The sequence below is a fragment of the Sulfitobacter sp. CW3 genome (genome assembly GCF_019392245.1).
GTDB lineage: Bacteria > Pseudomonadota > Alphaproteobacteria > Rhodobacterales > Rhodobacteraceae > Sulfitobacter.
This window is the reverse complement of record NZ_JAHXRL010000002.1, coordinates 255523-274622: the sequence shown is the minus strand read 5'-3', so window position 1 is coordinate 274622 and position 19100 is coordinate 255523. Positions and strand designations below refer to the sequence as shown.

Genomic DNA, 19100 nt, shown 5'->3' with positions numbered 1-19100 from the left:
GGGCTACTCCGCTTGTAGGGCCGCGATTGCGTCCAGTTTTGCCAATGTTTCGCGGGCTGTGGCAACATGCAGGTTCTCTACGATGCGGCCGTCCACGACTGCCACACCCTGACCTGTTGCCTGCATTTCGTCAAACGCTGCGATCTGGCGACGGGCTAGGTCTGCTTCGGCTTCTGACGGGGAAAATGCCTCGTTTGCCACGTCCAGCTGCGCAGGATGGATCAGCGTCTTGCCGTCAAAGCCCATATCGCGGCCTTGGTCACACTCGACGCGGTGGCCTTCGTCATCCTTGAACGCGTTGTAAACGCCGTCGATGATCGCGATGCCGTTTGCCTTGGCAGCCAACACGCACAGGCCGAGGCCGGTCAACAGCGGCAAGCGATCAGGACGGACGCGGGTTTGCAGGTCTTTGTTCAGATCGTTGGTGCCCATGACCATGCATTGCAGCTTTGGGTGCGCCCCAATCGCGGCAGCGTTCAGCATCGCGCCCGGGGTTTCCATCATCGCCCACAGTGGAATGTCACCAGTGATGGCGGCAAGCGCGTCAAGGTCATCTGGGCTGCCGACCTTGGGCAACAGAATCGCGTCGCAGTCCATGGAAACCGCAGCGCGGGCATCATCTGCACCCCATTCCGTGTCCAGCCCGTTGATGCGGATCACTTTGAAACGGCTGCCATAGCCGCCGTGCTTTAGCGCCTGTGCCAGTGTATCGCGGGCCGCAGTTTTCTCTTCGGGGATAACGGCATCCTCTAGGTCGAAAATAATCGCGTCAGCGGGCAGGCCTCGGGCTTTGTCCAAGGCGCGATCTTTTGAGCCGGGGATATACAGGACAGAGCGTAAGGGGCGGGTGATTTTCGACATGATATGATCCTCCGAGAAATATTGTTGCGCGCAGGTCTGCATTTTTTAACGAAAACTTCAAGCGCAATTGTGCCGCGATGCAGCAATTTACGGTCATCCGTCTGGCCCAATATGAACGTGAACACGCGCAATTGGCATCAGGCGTTAGGTCAGCCCGTCCCAAATCAGTTTGGTACCAGTGGCCAGCAACAAGACATAGGTGACTGCAAAGAAGTATCTTTCAGAAATGAAATGATGGGCCTTTACGCCGATCCACGCGCCAAGAATGGCAAAGGGGGCAAGCACAAGATCTGCTGCCATTGTGTCCAACGTGAATATCCCCAGAAACGCATATGGGATGAATTTGGCGATATTGATGGTCCAGAACAACAATACGGTGGACGCTTGAAACTGCGTTTTCGTGAGGCCCCGTGACAAGAGGTAAATCGCTGCCGGAGGACCGCCTGCGTGGCTGACAAAACTGGTAAAGCCGGCAATGCTGCCCCAGAAAATGCCCATCCAGTTTGGCATTGCCTGCTGGGCCGCGCGTATCCAGCCCGCACTGCGGCCCCACTGCCAAATTACAAAGCCCACTGAAATGCTGCCAATCAGCAGACGAAAGAAATCAGGTGACGCGATTTTATAGAGTGTAGCGCCCAGAAGCACGCCGGGAATGCCGCCAAGGATCAGTAACTTAACCTCATGCAAGCTCCACTTGCCCCAATAAGGTCTCAAAGTCGTCGCATCGATAAGCATAAGTAGTGGCAGCATAATTCCCAATGCCAGCCCCGGTTCAATCACCAAGGCAAGGATTGAGGAACTGGCAAACGCAGCGCCCGATCCAAACCCGCCCTTTGACACGCCGGCAAACAGAACGGCCGGCCCGGCGATGCAAAAAAACCAAAGATCAAACGTCATCAGGCGGAACTTTCGGCGGGCGGCATCATCGATGAAATTATTTTAAGATTTCGAAACTGACTTGGAACTCATTGGCGAGATCTTGGTTAATCCTGCAACCGAGCGATGTTCGCTTGGCACTAAGTGTAGTACCTAAACAGGAGTAAACAGTAATGAAACGTTTTCTTGGAACAACCGCAATCATTCTTTCTTTGACTGGCCCAGCATTCGCAGCCTCACATGCCGCAAACGGCATCGGCAGCACAGTTGCTCAGCCGTCTGATTTCTTTGCATCCGACCTGATCGGCATGCGCATCTACAACTCCGAATCCGACGTCGACACCAACATGGCAGTCGCTAATGGCGCAGAAACCGAATGGGATGACATTGGTGAAATCAACGACATCCTGCTGGACGAAAACGGCGATGTAAAAGCTGTCATTCTGGGCATCGGCGGTTTCCTTGGGATGGGCGAACGTGACGTGACCGTCAGCATGGACAGCATCAAAGTGCTGCGCAGCGAAGACGACGCAGATGATCGTTTCCTTGTTGTGACAACATCGAAAGAGATGCTTGAGCAAGCGCCTGAATTCGAACGGGCCATGGATGATGACATGGACCATGCCGCAACATCGGACCATTCAGCGACATCTGAAATGAATAACGAAGCCGCTGCAGAAGAGCGCACAATGCTGACGCGCCCAACCGTTGCCTATGAAGGCTATGCGAATGCTGAAGTTGAAGAAATGCAGGCGCTGACGGCAGACGATCTGGAAGGTGCCTATGTCTACGGCGCGAACAACGAAACCGTAGGTGAAGTCGACAGCCTGATTCTGGGTGACGACGGTCAGGTAAAAGAAGTCGTGATCAATGTTGGCGGTTTCCTTGGTTTGGGTGAAAAACCTGTTGCCGTAACATGGGACGAATTGCAGGTCCTGAAAAATGCTGAAGGCGACGACTTCCGCATTTACATCGACAGCAGCGAAGAAGCTCTTGAAGCGCAACCTGAATACCGGGACTAATTCGAAAACACGCGCCGAGGTTGGGCTATTATAGTCAGCTAAGGTGATTTAAGGGCCATTTCCTGCCGGAAGTGGCCCTTTTTTTATGCGTTTGTTCACCTTCCTCGGGTCATGGTCGACGCGCAACTTGCACGGTGCGATGCATTTCGCTATCCCGTGGCCAATCTTAACCTTGTCGGAGTAAACCACATGGCCAGACCCAAAATCGCGCTTATCGGCGCTGGGCAGATCGGGGGCACGCTTGCCCATCTCGCAGCAATCAAAGAACTAGGTGACGTCGTCTTGTTCGATATCGCCGAGGGCGTTCCACAGGGGAAGGCGCTTGATATCGCTGAATCCGGCCCCTCAGCAAAATTCGACGCGACCATGTCGGGTGCCAATGATTATGCTGACATCGCAGACGCTGATGTTTGTATCGTTACAGCCGGTGTTGCCCGCAAGCCGGGGATGAGCCGTGACGACCTGTTGGGCATCAACCTGAAGGTCATGAAATCCGTTGGCGAAGGCATTGCAGCCCACGCGCCAAACGCCTTTGTTATCTGTATCACAAACCCGCTTGATGCGATGGTTTGGGCACTGCGCGAATTCTCCGGTCTGCCCCACCACATGGTCTGCGGCATGGCTGGCGTTCTTGATTCGGCACGCTTCCGTCATTTCCTTGCGACTGAATTCAACGTTTCCATGAAAGACGTCACCGCATTCGTTCTGGGCGGTCACGGCGATACAATGGTGCCATTGACGCGCTATTCCACCGTTGCCGGTATTCCATTGCCTGATCTGGTGAAAATGGGTTGGACCACACAGGATAAACTGGACGCAATCGTTCAGCGTACCCGTGATGGCGGCGCAGAAATCGTTGGTTTGCTGAAAACCGGTTCTGCCTTCTACGCCCCCGCAACCTCGGCGATCGAGATGGCCGAAGCCTATCTGAAAGACCAAAAGCGTGTTCTGCCTTGTGCGGCATATGTTGACGGTTCCTATGGCTTGAACGGCTTTTATGTTGGCGTGCCAACCGTAATCGGCGCAGGCGGCATTGAACGTGTTGTCGAAATTTCGATGGATAAAGACGAACAAGCGATGTTCGACAATTCCGTCAACGCCGTAAAAGGCTTGGTTGATGCGTGCAAGGGCATCGACGGCTCTTTGAGCTAAAGCATTGGCAGGGCTGCACCATGTGCTGCCCTGCCTTTCGCGTGTTGCTGGGTGCAACTTGAGACCGCGAAATTACTCCCCAGCTTTCGTGCCTGGGAAGTGCCTGATTTTTCAAACCCGTGATATCATTATAATTTCTTACTGATTTTATCGGATTTATGGTTTGTGATCACATGAAAAAAATTCGTGATCACAAATTGATAATTGTTATGAATGTTTCACATTTTTTAACGAATTTGGTGCGCAAACATAGGTGAAACCAGACCTCTGTGCGTGACAGCATCGAAAATACCGCTATCTATAGGCAGAACTTGACGAGAAAAGGAATCCATCATGGCTGATGTGAACCGGGGCAACCGCCCGCTGTCACCACACCTGACGATCTATCGCCCGCAATTAACTTCGATGACGTCGATCCTGACCCGGATCACAGGCAACGCAATGCTGGTCGCAGCGTTGTTGATCGTATGGTGGTTTCTGGCGGCGGCCACGTCACCCGAAGCATTCGCGACAGCCAACGGATTTATCACCAGCTGGTTCGGCGACCTTGTTATGTTCTTTTCGTTGCTGGGCTTATGGTATCACACCCTTGCTGGCATCCGGCACCTGATCTGGGACAACGGCTATGCGCTGGATATCCCGACAGCTGAAAAAATGGGCTGGGCAGCATTGGTCGGTTCGGTCGTGCTGACGATCATCACCGCGCTGATCATTTAAGGAGAATAGACATGGCTTATTTGACAGACCGCAAACGCGCGCTTGGCATGGGGTCGGCGAAATCCGGCACCGCACATTTCTGGTCGATGAAGGTCAGCGCTGTAGCATTGCTGATCCTGATCCCGCTTTTCGTCTTTACTTTTGGTGCCGCACTGGGGGGCACCTACGAAGAGGTGTTGGCCTATTATGCCAAGCCTTTCCCCGCAATTATTGCAGCACTGACACTGACCGTTGGATTCAAACATTTCAACGATGGTGCGCAGGTGATGATCGAGGACTACGTTCACGGCTTGGCGCAAAAACTGTCCATCATTCTGATGACTTGCCTCAGCTACGGCGCGGCGGCGGTTGGGCTTTTTGCCATCGCACGCATCGCGCTTTAACACAGATTTAGCACTACCGGAGACCGAGACATGGCTGCATATGAATATGAAACGCATGAATATGATGTGGTTGTTGTGGGGGCCGGTGGTGCCGGTCTGCGCGCGACCCTCGGCATGGCCGAGCAGGGCCTGAAAACAGCCTGCGTTACCAAAGTTTTCCCGACACGTTCGCACACTGTTGCCGCACAGGGCGGCATCGCCGCGTCGCTGTCGAACATGGGCCCCGATAACTGGCAGTGGCACATGTATGACACCGTAAAAGGGTCTGACTGGCTGGGCGATACCGACGCGATGGAATACCTCGCCCGTGAAGCCCCCAAAGCGGTTTACGAGCTAGAGCATTACGGCGTTCCATTCTCGCGGACCGAAGCAGGCAAGATTTACCAGCGCCCGTTCGGCGGCCACACCACCGAATTCGGCGAAGGCCCCCCCGTACAGCGCACCTGTGCCGCGGCCGACCGTACCGGCCACGCGATTTTGCACACGCTTTATGGGCAGTCGCTTAAGCACAACGCGGAATTCTATATTGAATATTTCGCCATCGATTTGATCATGTCCGAAGACGGCGTGTGTCAGGGCGTTCTGTGCTGGAAGCTGGACGACGGCACCATGCATCTGTTCAGCGCCAAGATGGTTGTACTGGCAACGGGCGGCTATGGCCGTGCCTATTTCAGCGCGACATCGGCCCACACATGCACAGGTGATGGCGGCGGCATGACCGCACGTGCGGGTCTGCCCCTGCAAGATATGGAATTCGTTCAGTTTCACCCAACCGGCATTTATGGTGCGGGCTGCCTGATCACCGAAGGCGCACGTGGCGAGGGGGGGTATCTGACCAACTCCGAAGGCGAACGTTTTATGGAGCGTTATGCGCCGACCTATAAAGACCTTGCCAGTCGTGACGTTGTTTCACGCTGCATGACGATGGAAATCCGCGAAGGGCGCGGTGTGGGCGAAAACAAAGACCACATTCACCTGCACCTGAACCACCTGCCCAAAGAAACGCTGGACCTGCGCCTGCCGGGCATTTCGGAATCCGCGCGTATTTTTGCGGGTGTTGACCTGACCAAGGAGCCGATCCCTGTTCTGCCGACTGTGCACTATAACATGGGCGGCATTCCAACGAACTATTGGGGCGAAGTGCTGGCACCGACCGCTGACAAACCCGACAACGTCGCACCCGGTCTGATGGCTGTGGGCGAGGCGGGTTGTGCGTCTGTTCACGGTGCAAACCGTCTTGGGTCGAACTCGCTGATCGATTTGGTGGTATTCGGCCGGGCCGCAGCAATTCGTGCCAAGGATATCGTTGACCCGACGACGCCAGTACCGACACCAAACCAGCGTTCGATCGATGCAGCGTTCAACCGCTTTGACGGTCTGCGTTACGCCAAGGGCGACATCGCAACCGCCGAGCTGCGTCTTGAGATGCAGAAAACCATGCAGGCCGATGCTGCTGTGTTCCGCACCGATAAGACGCTGAACGAAGGCAAAGTGAAAATGGACGAGGTTGCAGCCAAAACTGCGGACCTTAAGGTGACGGACAAGTCGTTGGTCTGGAACTCTGACTTGATGGAAACGCTTGAGTTGACCAACCTGATGCCAAACGCTGTTGCAACGATCACGGCAGCGGCAGCGCGCAAGGAAAGCCGCGGGGCGCACGCCCACGAGGATTACCCTGATCGTGATGACAAGAACTGGCGCAAGCACAGCCTTGTTTGGTTCAAAGGGAACGAAGCATCCCTTGGTTATCGCGGCGTTCACCTTGATCCTCTGACCACCGAGAAAGAAGGCGGCATCGACCTCAAGAAAATCGCGCCAAAAGCGCGCGTATACTAAAATTACGGCTCCGGCCCGGCAAACGCCGGGGCGGGGCATGCCCAAAACCAAAGGAAACATTGTGTCAGTTGCCCAGTATACATTTCAAAACCCCTTGGGTGGCCTGCGTAACCGCCGGTCCCGTTCGGCAGCGTTTTGCATGGTGTTGGTGGCCGCAGGGCTGTCGGCCTGTACACAAGCATCGGAACGGGTTGATTCAATCGCGCGCGAAAGCACCAAAGGTGTCGTAACCGAGACCATCGCCACGCGTTTCCCCCAAGTGCCAAAACAGATGATCACACCTTTCACCAACTGCGTGATCGACAATGCCAGCGCCGACGAAGTACGCGTTTTTGCCAGATCGGCCGTGGTCGGTGTGGATGATACGACAGTTGCAACCGTGCGCTCGATTTTGTCGCGCCCTGAAACCGTGAACTGCTTGTCGCAAAACAGCCTTGGCGTGACAGGAATTCTTGGCTGATGGGGGTTGAGGGGGACAGCAACGCGATGGCGGAGCAGATCGAAGCGGCTGAGATGGACGCCCTGCGCGACCGCTACCGCAATGGATCGCCGCAAGAGCGGTCAAAGATCAAGGCATTGCTGGGCCCGGTCGAGGTTGAATTCGCCGATATCAAGATGGTTGTTGATCCACGTGATAACTATACGGAAACCCGCATGTGGCTTGATGGGTGCCCACCCGAGCTGAAATCGTTGGTGGCCGTGGTCGAGTTGGTGGAAGATCGCAATGTGCTGGTGATGGACATCGGCGCGAATTGCGGTGCCTTCACCATTCCGCTGGCGCTTGCTTGCGGCACGGGATCGCGCGTTATTGCGTTTGAACCGAACCCGATCATGATTGGCCGCTTGGGCGTGAACATCCAATTAAACGGCCTGACCGATGTCATCCGGATCGAAGGGTGCGCATTGTCGGATCGTGAGGGCGAGGCACGGCTGAACTTTTGCGGGCATAACTATGGGCAGGCGTCATTGAACGACGTGAAAGCCGGGATGCGCAATGGTGCCATCGTCGTGCCCACCCGTCCGCTGGGTCATTTTACGGCTGCGTCGAAAGACCACGATTTTACACTGATTAAAATCGACGTTGAGGGGGCTGAAGAAACCGTTCTTGGCCCGATACTGGAAGGCGCGCAGTCTGGCGGATGGCTGCCCGACGCGATCTTGATTGAAGTGCGGCATGCTGATGAATGGCAGACCGACCTTTGCGAACAAATACTGGCCAGCGGTTTCAAAGAAACCATGCGGGCCGAAGGAAACGCGCTTTACCTTAAGAAAAAGTAAGCGCCCGAATTTATTGAAAACGGGGTAACGCCCGGCAGACCAGGAGAAGCGATATGGTTCAACTCACGCTCCCAAAGAATTCCCGGATGACATCCGGTAAGACATGGCCAAAACCCGAGGGTGCCAAAAACCTCAAGCAGTTCCAGATTTACCGCTGGAACCCTGATGATGGTAAGAACCCTGCCATCGACACCTATTTTGTCGATATGGACAGCTGCGGCCCAATGATTTTGGACGCGCTGATCAAGATCAAGAACGAGATCGACCCCACCCTGACATTCCGTCGTTCGTGCCGCGAAGGTATTTGCGGCTCCTGCGCGATGAACATCGACGGGATCAACACGCTTGCCTGTACGTACGGCGTTGACGAGGTTTCGGGTACCGTCAAGATTTACCCATTGCCCCACATGCCTGTGGTCAAGGATTTGATCCCCGACCTTACCCATTTCTATGCGCAGCACGCGTCGATCCAGCCCTGGCTTGAAACCAAAACAGCAGCCCCTGCAAAGGAATGGAAGCAGTCGATTGACGACCGGGCCAAGCTGGATGGTCTGTATGAATGCATCATGTGTGCGTGCTGTTCGACATCTTGCCCCAGCTATTGGTGGAATGGCGATCGCTACCTTGGGCCAGCCGCCTTGCTGCACGCCTATCGTTGGTTGATCGACAGCCGCGACGAAGCAACTGGCGAGCGTCTGGACGAGCTTGAGGACCCCTTCAAGCTGTACCGCTGCCACACCATTATGAACTGCGCCAAAACCTGCCCCAAAGGGCTGAACCCGGCAGCAGCAATTGCGAATATCAAAAAGATGATGGTCGAACGCACCATCTAATCAGCTTGGTCCATCCCGCGTTTGTCGGGGTGGGCCGGCGGCCTTTCTATGCCTCTTATTCTAATCGCATTTATTGTCGTATTTCTGGCCGTCGCCTATTTCACCCGGCGCGGCAAAGATACCCGCGCTTGCCGTTGGCGTAAAAACACGACCCGCGATAAAGGCAGCCTGCACTATTATCGCTGTGCGGCCTGTGGTGCCGAAGCTTACACCGCGACAAATGGCACCCCGCAAGACTGCAAATCCAAAGTAACCTCACGGCCGCTTTGAACACGGTCCTCGACACCAGCATTGATCGTCGACTAGCCTTTGTTCTGAGGTCGGGGGGATTCATGACAGATAAAAACTTTAAAGCGGATGTGATTGTAGTGGGTGCTGGCCTTGCTGGCATGGTTGCAGCCCACGAGGCGATTTTGCGCGGACGCCGCGTGTTAATGATAGATCAAGAAGGGGCGCAAAGCCTTGGCGGGCAAGCGTTTTGGTCGCTTGGTGGTTTGTTCATGGTCGATACGCCCGAACAACGCAGGTTGGGTATCCGCGACAGTGCTGAACTGGCCTTACGCGATTGGATGGGTTCTGCCCAGTTTGACCGCCCCGAGGATGCGAACCCGCTGGCCTATGCCACGCGGTTTGTTGAATGGGCCGCAGGAGATATGCGCGGCTGGCTGCACGGATTGGGCATGCGTTGGTTTCCTGTCGTTGGCTGGGCTGAACGGGGTGGTTCCATGGCCGGCGGGCACGGAAATTCGGTGCCCCGGTTCCACATCACCTGGGGGACAGGCACCGGCGTGGTCGCGCCTTTTGCAAAGCTGATGCAGGAATATGCCGCCGCAGGGCAACTACACATGGCGTTTCGCCATCAAGTAACCGCGCTTGAGGTTACAAATGGTGCCGTTTTCGGCGTGTCGGGGAATGTGCTCGAGGCGACAACCAAGCTGCGCGGGGAAAGCACGGGGCGTTCAATCATTAGCGCGTTCAGCTATCAAGCCGAGTCCGTGATTTTGACCACGGGGGGCATTGGTGCCAATCATGATCTGGTCCGCAAACATTGGCCCGCTGATCGTCTGGGCCAGCCGCCACGCCGTATGGTGTCGGGCGTGCCCGATTACGTGGACGGCAAGATGCATGCCATCGCCGCGCATGCTGGCGCAGGGCTGATCAACGAAGACCGCATGTGGCACTATTGCGAGGGTGTCGAAAACTGGCATCCGATCTGGCCCAACCACGGCATTCGCATTTTGCCCGGTCCTTCGTCGATCTGGCTGGATGCCAATGGGGACCGGATGGAGGCCCCCTGCATGCCGGGTTTCGACACGTTGTCGACGCTCAAGCGGATATTGCAGGCTGGCGAGCACAGTTGGTTTATCCTGACCCAAAAGATCATCGAAAAGGAATTCGCGCTGTCAGGGTCCGAACAAAATCCTGACCTGACAGATGGCGGCTGGCGCGATGTGTTGAAGGCCCGGCTTGGCAAAGGGGCAACGCCCGCTGTCGAAGCGTTCAAGGAAAACGGCGCTGATTTCATCGTCGCGGATAGGTTGGAAGAACTGGTTGCGGGCATGAATAAATTGACCCCGCATCAGCCGGTTGATCTGGACCATGTGCGCAGCCAGATCTCCGCGCGGGACGGGCAGTTGGACAACCCATTTTCCAAGGACGCGCAGATCACTGCTATTCACGGGGCGCGCAACTATCGCGGTGATAAACTGATCCGCACGGCCAAACCGCACGCTATTCTGGATGCCGAAAACGGCCCGTTGATCGCGGTGCGGCTGAACGTATTGACCCGTAAAAGCTTGGGCGGTCTGCATACCGATCTACAAGGCAGGGTGCTGACCCCACAGGGCGACGTTTTGCAGGGCCTTTTTGCCGCAGGCGAGGTTTGTGGTTTTGGCGGTGGTGGCTATCATGGGTACAACGCGCTTGAGGGGACATTCCTTGGCGGGTGTCTGTTCTCGGGTCGAACTGCAGGAAAAAACGCATGAACACACCAAAAGACGCGGCTGCACGGCGCGCGATTAAACCGGTTATCTGCTATCCGGTTGATACCCTTCCGGTGCCTGACATGGCCGCCTACCAAAATGCGCGTGCCAAGATGACCAAGGTAGACGAAGTTCTGGTGCCGCCGCGCGATGCGGGATGCTTTACCGTGCCTGCCGGACATTTCTTTCGGATCGTGAGCGTCGAGGGGGCGCAGGTCGGCGATTTGAACCTGTGGGCGCGCGATAATTTGGCTGAACGGTTCTATTCCGGCAAAACCCGTGCGCTGCATGGCACACACATCACGACCGGCCAGCGGATGTGGACCAGCTTTCCGTATCTGCGGCCCATGGCAACGATCACCCATGATACGCTGGGCTGGTACGGTAAGGACGAATTCGGCGGATCGGTGCATGATGTTATCGGGACGCGCTGCGACCCCTATACCCACCACTTGTTGGCGGGCGGGCAGTACCATCATTGCTGTCATTCCAACCTGACCCGCGCGTTGGCGAACCATCTGGGCGTTCCCGTGGCCGAGGCCGAACCTCATGTGCATGATGTGTTGAATGTCTTTATGTGCACCGGATTTACCCGTGACACAGGTCAGTACTTTATGAAGGCAAGCCCGGTTCGGCCGGGAGATTATCTTGAATTCTACGCCGAGATTGATTTGTTGGGCGCGTTAAGCGCGTGTCCGGGGGGAGACTGTTCGGCCGAGCATTCTTCGGATGCTGCAGCCTGCTATCCGCTGCTGGTCGAGATTTATGCGCCAGAAGCAGGACACATGGATGCGATGACAGCACCTCATGTCAGCGGCTATGACCGATCTCATGGTTAAACCCCTTTGGCGGGGTTTAAGCGTGCCGACGATTATTATGCGTCGGGAAAGGCAGCCTTCAGCGCGATTTCTACCATGTCGCCAAAGGATTGTTCGCGCTCGGATGCGGGCAGTGCTTCGCCGGTTTGCAGGTGGTCGCTGACGGTGAGTACCGCCAAAGCCCGGCATTTATGGCGCGCTGCCAAGATATAAAGCTCGGCGGCTTCCATCTCGACGCCCAAGACACCGTGGCGCACCATTTGCTCGTCCAGATCCGGGCGTTCGGCGTAAAACACATCGGACGAATAGATGCCGCCGACATGGGTATTCGTGCCCATTTCTTGCGCCGCTGTAACCGCCGCTTGCAACAACGACCAATCGGCACAGGGCGCGAAGTTCATTTCGCGGAAAATACCAGACGAAGGGGAGGTGATCGTGGTCGCGGTCATTGCGATGATGACATCGCGAATTCCGACATGTGGTTGCATGCCACCACATGACCCGATGCGGATCAATGTCTTGGCCCCATAGGTCGAAATCAGTTCGTTGGCATAGATAGAAAGCGACGGCATGCCCATTCCGGATCCCTGAATGGTAACGCGGTGGCCGTTCCATGTGCCGGTAAAGCCAAGCATGCCACGCACTTCGTTAACAAGTTTGGCGTCTTTCAGAAAAGTCTCTGCCGCCCATTTTGCGCGATAGGGGTCACCAGGCATCAAAACCGTTTCAGCGATTTCACCCTTTTGGGCACCAATATGTGTCGTCATTTTGAAAACTACCGTTCAATGTGAAAGAGCGCCCCAGAACATGAGGCGCTCGATTTTACGTTACAGATATAGCCTTAGATAGCCAGTTCTTCAGGCGAAACGCCTTTGGCTGCCAGTTCGCGGTACCAGTTGGGCTGGCGGCCTTTGCCAGTCCATGTTTGGGTTTTATCAGCCGGATTAGCGTATTTTGCTGCAGCTTTGGCACCTTTAGATTTTTTGGCACCCGAAGACACCTCATCCAAAGAGAAACCAAATTCAGCGGCCGCTTTTTCAGCAGCTTTACGTGCTTCGACACGATCACGTTCATACGCGGATTTAATTGCCGTTTTCACGTCGTTCAACAAAGTCTCAAGCTCTTTATGAGACATGGAGTCTAGTTTAATGCTCATTTTACTCGTCCCTATTCAGAAAGTGTGTTTTCTGCCTTACGCGAAAAGAATAAACATAAAAAGAAAATAAACTCTGAATCAAATCACTGTGCTGCAATAGTTTCCGGGTCTGCCAGTATTACGATATCTTGCATGATTGTATTCAACTCAAAGTCTTTTGGCGTATAAACCCGGGCCACACCCATTCCGAGAAGTCTTGTTTTATCGTCTTCTGGAATGATACCGCCCACAACTACGGGGATATTCCCAAGACCAGCTTCGCGCATTTGGTTCATAAGATCTTCGACCAGCGGAATATGAGAGCCAGAAAGAATAGAAAGTCCAACAACATGGTGGCTGCCGTCTTTCGCGGCTTGTACGATTTCGGAAGGGGTTAGACGAATTCCCTCATACGCGATGTCCATGCCGCAATCGCGGGCGCGTACGGCAATTTGTTCTGCGCCGTTCGAATGGCCATCAAGCCCGGGTTTCCCAACAAGAAAGCTTAGACGGCGGCCCAGACGGGTGCTGACGGCATCTACGGCCTCGCGCAGATCATCCAGGCCTTCGGTTTTGTTTGACCGACCTGCGGCGACACCCGTCGGCCCGCGATATTCACCATGCACGGCACGCATTTGCGCGGCCCATTCACCAGTAGTCACCCCTGCCTTGGCGGCGGCAATTGACGGTCCCATCACATTGCGCCCTTCGGCGGCGGCGGCGCGTAGATCTGCAAGCGCTTTGTCGACGGCGGCCTGATCACGGCCATCACGCCACGCATTCAGACGGTTGATCTGGTCCGCCTCAACGGCGGGGTCAACGACCATGATCCCACCGTCGCCGGTCATCAGGGGGGATGGTTCGCCCTGCTGCCATTTGTTGACCCCGACAACAATTGTTTCGCCCTGTTCGATCCGGCCCAGACGGTCGGCGTTGCTTTCGACCAGACGTGATTTCATGTAGTCGATTGCGGAAATTGCACCGCCCATGCCATCAAGGTTGGCCAATTCAGCGCGCGCGCCTTCCTTCAGCGCTTCGACTTTTCTGTCGACCGCTGGGTTGCCATCAAACAGGTCATCAAATTCAAGCAAATCCGTTTCATATGCCATGATTTGCTGCATCCGCATCGACCATTGCTGATCCCACGGGCGCGGCAGGCCAAGCGCCTCGTTCCATGCGGGCAATTGAACGGCACGGGCGCGGGCGTTTTTAGACAGCGTAACGGCCAGCATTTCGATCAAGATGCGGTAGACGTTATTTTCCGGCTGCTGTTCCGTCAAACCAAGAGAGTTCACCTGAACGCCATAGCGGAAACGGCGGTATTTGGGGTCTTCGACGCCATAGCGTTCCAAGCAGATTTCATCCCACAGATCGCCAAAGGCCCGCATTTTGCACATCTCGGTGACGAAACGAATGCCAGCGTTCACAAAGAACGAGATTCGCCCAACCACGGTTGGGAAATCCTTTTCAGGCACGCGGGGGCGCAGGGCGTCCAAGACGGCTGTGGCTGTGGCCAAGGCAAAGGCCAATTCCTGTTCAGGCGTCGCGCCAGCCTCTTGCAGGTGGTAGGAACACACGTTCATCGGGTTCCATTTCGGCACGTTTGTATAGCAATATTCGGCAACGTCGGCGATCATCTTGAGCGACGGGGCAGGCGGGCAGATATAGGTGCCGCGCGAAAGGTATTCCTTGATCAGGTCGTTTTGAACTGTTCCCTGCAAGGCGGACACATCAGCGCCCTGTTCCTCGGCCACGGCAATATACAGCGCCAACAACCACGGCGCGGTCGCGTTGATGGTCATCGAGGTGTTCATTTGCTCTAGCGGGATATCTTTGAACAAGGCGCGCATGTCGCCAAGGTGGCTCACCGGAACGCCGACTTTGCCGACCTCGCCCCGCGACAGGATGTGATCGCTGTCATATCCGGTTTGTGTGGGAAGGTCGAAAGCAACAGAAAGGCCGGTCTGACCTTTGGCCAGATTACTGCGGTACAGCGCATTGGATGCCTCGGCGGTAGAGTGTCCGGCGTAGGTGCGGATGAGCCAAGGGCGGTCTTTGGTTTGTTGCGTCATGGTGCGGCCTCTCGTGAATTGGGCGAGCAATATTATTACCCTGACAGACTGATACTTGAAATAATCGGGCGGTGTCAATTCGCTGCATCGCGGCATGTTCATATCGGTTTAACGGGGAACGTCTGTTTAATATTGCTCAGCCCCTTTTGGTTCTGCAAGGGTGGGCCAATGACGCAGAGCATTGAACTTCCTATCTGGCTATTTGTGGTGATCTTGCTTTTTGCGGCAGTCACCGCCCTTAGCCATTTTCTATTGCCGTCCGTGCGCTGGTTCTTTCGCCTGCGCTTAGAACGGGCCGTTGCGAGGTTGAACAAACGGCTGACGCGCCCGATCGAACCTTTCAAGCTGGCCCGCCGTCACGATATGATCCAGCGACTGATCTATGACCCCCAAGTAAGTCAGGCGATCGCCGATCATGCCCGTGCCGAAGGGATTCCCGAAAACGTCGCGTTCGAGCAAGCCCGCAGATATGCACGCGAGATTGTCCCGAGTTTTAGTGCTTTTGCCTATTTCAGCTTTGGCATTCGTCTGGCGCGGTTTTTGGCCAACACGTTGTACGAGGTGCGCACAGGCACAAACAACGCCGCCGTTATCGAAAAAATACCCAGCGAGGCGACGGTGATTTTCATTATGAATCACCGCAGCAACATGGATTATGTATTGGTCACCTATCTGGCTGGCGAGGCATCCGCGCTTAGCTATGCGGTGGGGGAATGGGCGCGGGTTTGGCCGCTTAGCCGACTGATCAGATCAATGGGTGCCTATTTCATCCGGCGCAAATCGCGGGGTGCCTTGTACCGCAAAGTATTGGCGCGTTACGTGCAAAAGGCAACCCAAGGCGGCGTGACCCAAGCGATTTTCCCAGAAGGCGGGCTGAGCCTTGATGGCAAGTTGATGCCGCCCAAGATGGGGTTGCTCGGCTATGTTCTCGAGACCGACCTTGTGGACCGGGGTGTGGTCTTTGTACCGGTTGCGATTAACTATGATCGGGTTCTGGAGGACCGGGTGTTGATCGCCGCAGGCCAGGCAGGCACCCGCCGTTTTAAAGCGCGCATATCGGTAATCTTGATATTCATCCTACGGAAAACATGGCTGCGGATACGCGGTAAATTCTTGCGCTTTGGAGTGGCGGCAGTGGTGTTTGGGGAACCAGTGCCCCTGCACGACTATGGCCCTGATCCCGATGTTGATCTTGTGGCCAAAGATTTGATGGGGCGCATCGCCAGCGAGATGCCATTGCTGTTTGTCCCGCTGATGGCGCATGCCTTGGTGTCGGCCACGGGGCCGCTGACCGATGACGCCTTGGATGCTGAAATGGCGCGGCTGTTGGCGCAGGCCAAAACCACCATAGACATCCCGCATGATGATTTCGGCGATGGGGTCCATAAGGCGCGTGAACATTTGCTGCAGCGCGGGATGATCCGCGTCGACAAGGATGGTGTCGCAATTGTTGCCGGACAACTGCCCGCGCTGACCTTCTATGCCAATTCAATCGCGCATTTCTTTGTAAAATAGGCCGGGTCGTCAATTTTTCTGCACTTGCAAAGTTATAAAATTACAAATTCGACCCAATTACGGTTGCATTGTTGCGCTTCGAGCAATATCTCACTTTTAGACGCCGCGATTCTGCACTGCGGCACAAACGAATTCTGACAGTGGAGACACCCATGGCCCTGGACACGAACATCGCGCAATATGACGCGCCGGAAAAAGACCTGTACGAAATCGGTGAAATCCCTCCGATGGGGTTCGTACCCAAGCAAATGTATGCTTGGACAATCCGTCGCGAGCGTCACGGCAACCCAAACACAGCGATGCTGGAAGAAGTGGTGGATGTTCCAACGCTCGACAGCCACGAAGTGCTGGTTCTGGTGATGGCCGCTGGCGTTAACTATAACGGTGTTTGGGCTGCTTTGGGCAAACCTATCAGCCCGTTTGACGGTCACAAACAGCCCTTTCACATCGCTGGTTCCGATGCTTCGGGCATCGTCTGGGCAGTTGGTGACAAGGTAAAGCGCTGGAAAGTCGGCGACGAGGTCGTCATTCACTGTAACCAGGACGATGGCGACGACGAGCACTGCAACGGTGGCGACCCGATGTATTCGCCCAGCCAGCGCATCTGGGGTTACGAGACACCCGACGGTTCATTTGCGCAGTTCACGAATGTTCAGGCGCAGCAACTTATGCCACGGCCCAAGCACCTGACTTGGGAAGAATCCGCTTGCTATACGCTGACGCTGGCAACCGCCTATCGCATGCTGTTCGGTCACGAACCACATGACCTGAAGCCCGGCCAAAACGTGCTGGTTTGGGGTGCATCCGGTGGTTTGGGGTCTTACGCGATCCAGTTGATCAACACCGCGGGTGCGAATGCGATTGGTGTTATCTCGGATGAATCTAAGCGTGATTTCGTTATGGATCTGGGTGCCAAGGGCGTTCTGAACCGCAAAGACTTTAACTGCTGGGGTCAGATGCCCACGGTGAACACACCTGAATACGCGGCTTGGTTTAAAGAGGCGCGCAAGTTCGGTGCGGCGATCTGGGAAATCACTGGCAAGGGTGTGAACGTCGATATGGTGTTTGAACACCCCGGCGAGGCGACATTCCCCGTGTCCACATTCGTTTGTAAAAAAGGCGGCATGGTTGTGATCTGCGCCGGTACGTCCGGTTTCAACCTGACCCTTGATGTGCGGTATATGTGGATGCACCAAAAGCGTTTGCAGGGCAGCCACTTTGCGCACCTGCAGCAGGCATCATCGGCGAACAAACTGATGCTCGAGCGCCGTTTGGACCCGTGCATGTCGGAAGTGTTCACATGGAATGACCTGCCCGATGCTCACATGAAGATGCTGGCAAACGAACACAAGCCGGGGAACATGTCCGTTCTGGTTCAGTCTCCAACGACCGGATTGCGTACGTTGGAAGATGCTTTGGAAGCTAAGAAGTAAGAAAAACACGTTCAAGTCGGACGGGATGCACCCGCGAATCGGTCAACCGCTTCGCGGGTGCAGTGCGTTTGAAGACGGCGTTTTGTGAAACAATAGCTTGTCCAACGGCCATCCCACTAGAAATGGGGAGTTGGAAACTGCGAATATGCGCTAATTTGGACGCATGTTATGGTTATATTAATGAATATTTAACCAAAAAAGTGAGAATTTTAAGATGCAAAGTGACTGGATATTGGAAGTTCTCACGGATCTGAAAACTTTCGCGACCATCAACGGTTTTCCCGTATTGGCGGAACAGTTGGATGATACCGCGATTGTCGCTCTGGCCGAGATTTCCGCCCGTGAAGATAGGAGTGGACGGAAATCATATGGTAGCGATCTCTGCAAAGCTGGATCTGATATTGGAGGCACTGGAACAGGCCGCCACATTTGACGGCCTTCAAGTCGCCAGCGAAGCGCTGCGCGACCATTATGATCTTGCTCATGTCGTGTATCACTGGGTTGATTCCGCCGGGGATCAATTCGGGTGCGGCACCTATTCTGTAGAATGGCAGGAACGCTATCTAAGTCAGAACTATCTGCGCACGGATCCAGTGATATCGGGATGTTATCAGCGCTTTCACCCCGTCGATTGGAAACGGCTGGATTGGAGCAGTAAGGCCGCGCGCGCATTGCTGTTGGAAGCGATTGAATATGGGGTTGGAAATCAGGGGTTTTCAGTTCCAATACGCGGGCCGAATGGGCAATTCGCGCTTTTCACCGTAAACAATTCATGCAGCGATCCAGAGTGGGAAGCATTTGCGGAGGCCAACCGCCGCGATCTTATTTTGATTGCCCATTATTTCAATGAAAAGGCGCTTGAATTGGAACCCGGGCGGACACCGGAAGCCGCGCAAGCGCTTTCACCCAGAGAAGTTGACGCAATGACCTTGATCGCGATTGGCTATAATCGCGCGCAAGTTGCCGACACGCTGTCCATTTCCGAGCATACTTTGCGCGTATATATTGAAAGTGCACGGTTTAAATTGGGGGCGCTGAATACGACCCATGCTGTGGCCCGCGCGCTTAGCCGCGGTCTGATTATCGTATAGTTGTCCGTGATGGGGGCCAGCCCCCGCCTTTCAGGCTCCCCCGGGATTTTGATCCATTTGGAAACGTGAAGTTGCGTTTTCGATTGTTTTGGCGGG

At 55.1% G+C, this 19100-nt stretch carries 19 protein-coding genes; 14 read left to right on the top strand and 5 right to left on the bottom strand.

What is annotated here, in order from left to right; translation table 11 throughout:
• Nucleotides 1–3: 3 nt before the first annotated feature.
• Entirely contained in the window at nt 4–861 is an 858-nt protein-coding gene (locus KZZ06_RS04695; RefSeq protein ID WP_219578889.1) for a CoA ester lyase, read from the bottom strand.
• Between the two features lie 144 nt (nt 862–1005).
• The gene (locus KZZ06_RS04690) at nt 1006–1758 is read right to left on the bottom strand and encodes a sulfite exporter TauE/SafE family protein (RefSeq protein WP_219578888.1); all 753 of its coding nucleotides are present in this window, start codon (nt 1756–1758) and stop codon (nt 1006–1008) included.
• Between the two features lie 152 nt (nt 1759–1910).
• Here KZZ06_RS04690 and KZZ06_RS04685 point away from each other — a divergent pair, with 152 nt between their 5' ends.
• From KZZ06_RS04685 to KZZ06_RS04635, 11 genes are all read left to right on the top strand, one after another.
• Nucleotides 1911–2759 carry a PRC-barrel domain-containing protein gene (locus KZZ06_RS04685; protein ID WP_219578887.1) on the top strand — a complete coding sequence of 283 codons (849 nt, stop codon included), beginning with the start codon at nt 1911–1913 and terminating at the stop codon, nt 2757–2759.
• A 189-nt stretch (nt 2760–2948) separates the two neighbouring features.
• Complete coding sequence (mdh, locus tag KZZ06_RS04680; RefSeq protein ID WP_219578886.1) at nt 2949–3911, top strand: malate dehydrogenase; 963 nt, start codon at nt 2949–2951, stop codon at nt 3909–3911.
• A 333-nt stretch (nt 3912–4244) separates the two neighbouring features.
• On the top strand, nt 4245–4628 hold the full coding sequence (gene sdhC / locus KZZ06_RS04675; protein ID WP_219578885.1) for a succinate dehydrogenase, cytochrome b556 subunit: 384 nt from the start codon (nt 4245–4247) through the stop codon (nt 4626–4628).
• Nucleotides 4629–4639: 11 nt separating this feature from the next.
• Nucleotides 4640–5011: a succinate dehydrogenase, hydrophobic membrane anchor protein gene (gene sdhD / locus KZZ06_RS04670; RefSeq protein ID WP_219578884.1), complete on the top strand. Its 372-nt coding sequence runs from the start codon at nt 4640–4642 to the stop codon at nt 5009–5011.
• 30 nt (nt 5012–5041) lie between these two features.
• Complete coding sequence (gene sdhA / locus KZZ06_RS04665; protein WP_219578883.1) at nt 5042–6847, top strand: succinate dehydrogenase flavoprotein subunit; 1806 nt, start codon at nt 5042–5044, stop codon at nt 6845–6847.
• Between the two features lie 61 nt (nt 6848–6908).
• Complete coding sequence (locus KZZ06_RS04660) at nt 6909–7307, top strand: hypothetical protein (RefSeq protein WP_308340000.1); 399 nt, start codon at nt 6909–6911, stop codon at nt 7305–7307.
• Entirely contained in the window at nt 7307–8125 is an 819-nt protein-coding gene (locus tag KZZ06_RS04655; RefSeq protein WP_257884207.1) for an FkbM family methyltransferase, read from the top strand. The genes KZZ06_RS04660 and KZZ06_RS04655 overlap by 1 nt, the downstream gene beginning before the upstream one ends.
• A gap of 53 nt (nt 8126–8178) precedes the next feature.
• Nucleotides 8179–8958 carry a succinate dehydrogenase iron-sulfur subunit gene (locus KZZ06_RS04650; RefSeq protein WP_219578882.1) on the top strand — a complete coding sequence of 260 codons (780 nt, stop codon included), beginning with the start codon at nt 8179–8181 and terminating at the stop codon, nt 8956–8958.
• 48 nt (nt 8959–9006) lie between these two features.
• On the top strand, nt 9007–9228 hold the full coding sequence (locus tag KZZ06_RS04645; protein ID WP_219578881.1) for a hypothetical protein: 222 nt from the start codon (nt 9007–9009) through the stop codon (nt 9226–9228).
• Nucleotides 9229–9290: 62 nt separating this feature from the next.
• The gene (locus tag KZZ06_RS04640) at nt 9291–10943 is read left to right on the top strand and encodes an FAD-binding dehydrogenase (RefSeq protein ID WP_219578880.1); all 1653 of its coding nucleotides are present in this window, start codon (nt 9291–9293) and stop codon (nt 10941–10943) included.
• A complete protein-coding gene (locus KZZ06_RS04635; protein ID WP_219578879.1) occupies nt 10940–11779 on the top strand; it encodes a DUF1989 domain-containing protein in 840 nt (279 codons plus the stop codon). Before KZZ06_RS04640 ends, KZZ06_RS04635 begins: the two co-directional genes overlap by 4 nt.
• Nucleotides 11780–11814: 35 nt before the next feature.
• Here the strand turns inward: KZZ06_RS04635 and deoD are convergent, their stop codons facing one another.
• The 3 genes from deoD to KZZ06_RS04620 form a co-directional block, all read right to left on the bottom strand.
• Entirely contained in the window at nt 11815–12525 is a 711-nt protein-coding gene (deoD, locus tag KZZ06_RS04630; protein WP_219578878.1) for a purine-nucleoside phosphorylase, read from the bottom strand.
• Between the two features lie 74 nt (nt 12526–12599).
• Nucleotides 12600–12914 (bottom strand): H-NS family nucleoid-associated regulatory protein, encoded by a 315-nt coding sequence (locus tag KZZ06_RS04625; protein WP_219578877.1) that lies wholly within the window; start codon nt 12912–12914, stop codon nt 12600–12602.
• Between the two features lie 83 nt (nt 12915–12997).
• Complete coding sequence (locus KZZ06_RS04620) at nt 12998–15061, bottom strand: protein meaA (protein ID WP_257884206.1); 2064 nt, start codon at nt 15059–15061, stop codon at nt 12998–13000.
• Nucleotides 15062–15133: 72 nt separating this feature from the next.
• Here KZZ06_RS04620 and KZZ06_RS04615 point away from each other — a divergent pair, with 72 nt between their 5' ends.
• The 3 genes from KZZ06_RS04615 to KZZ06_RS04605 all read left to right on the top strand — a co-directional run bounded on the left by KZZ06_RS04615 (nt 15134) and on the right by KZZ06_RS04605 (nt 19004).
• Nucleotides 15134–16480, top strand: a complete 1347-nt coding sequence (locus tag KZZ06_RS04615) for a 1-acyl-sn-glycerol-3-phosphate acyltransferase (protein ID WP_219578875.1) — start codon at nt 15134–15136, stop codon at nt 16478–16480.
• Nucleotides 16481–16632: 152 nt separating this feature from the next.
• Nucleotides 16633–17913: a crotonyl-CoA carboxylase/reductase gene (gene ccrA / locus KZZ06_RS04610; protein WP_219578874.1), complete on the top strand. Its 1281-nt coding sequence runs from the start codon at nt 16633–16635 to the stop codon at nt 17911–17913.
• Nucleotides 17914–18281: 368 nt separating this feature from the next.
• Nucleotides 18282–19004 (top strand): autoinducer binding domain-containing protein, encoded by a 723-nt coding sequence (locus KZZ06_RS04605; protein ID WP_219578873.1) that lies wholly within the window; start codon nt 18282–18284, stop codon nt 19002–19004.
• Nucleotides 19005–19100 lie beyond the last annotated feature (96 nt).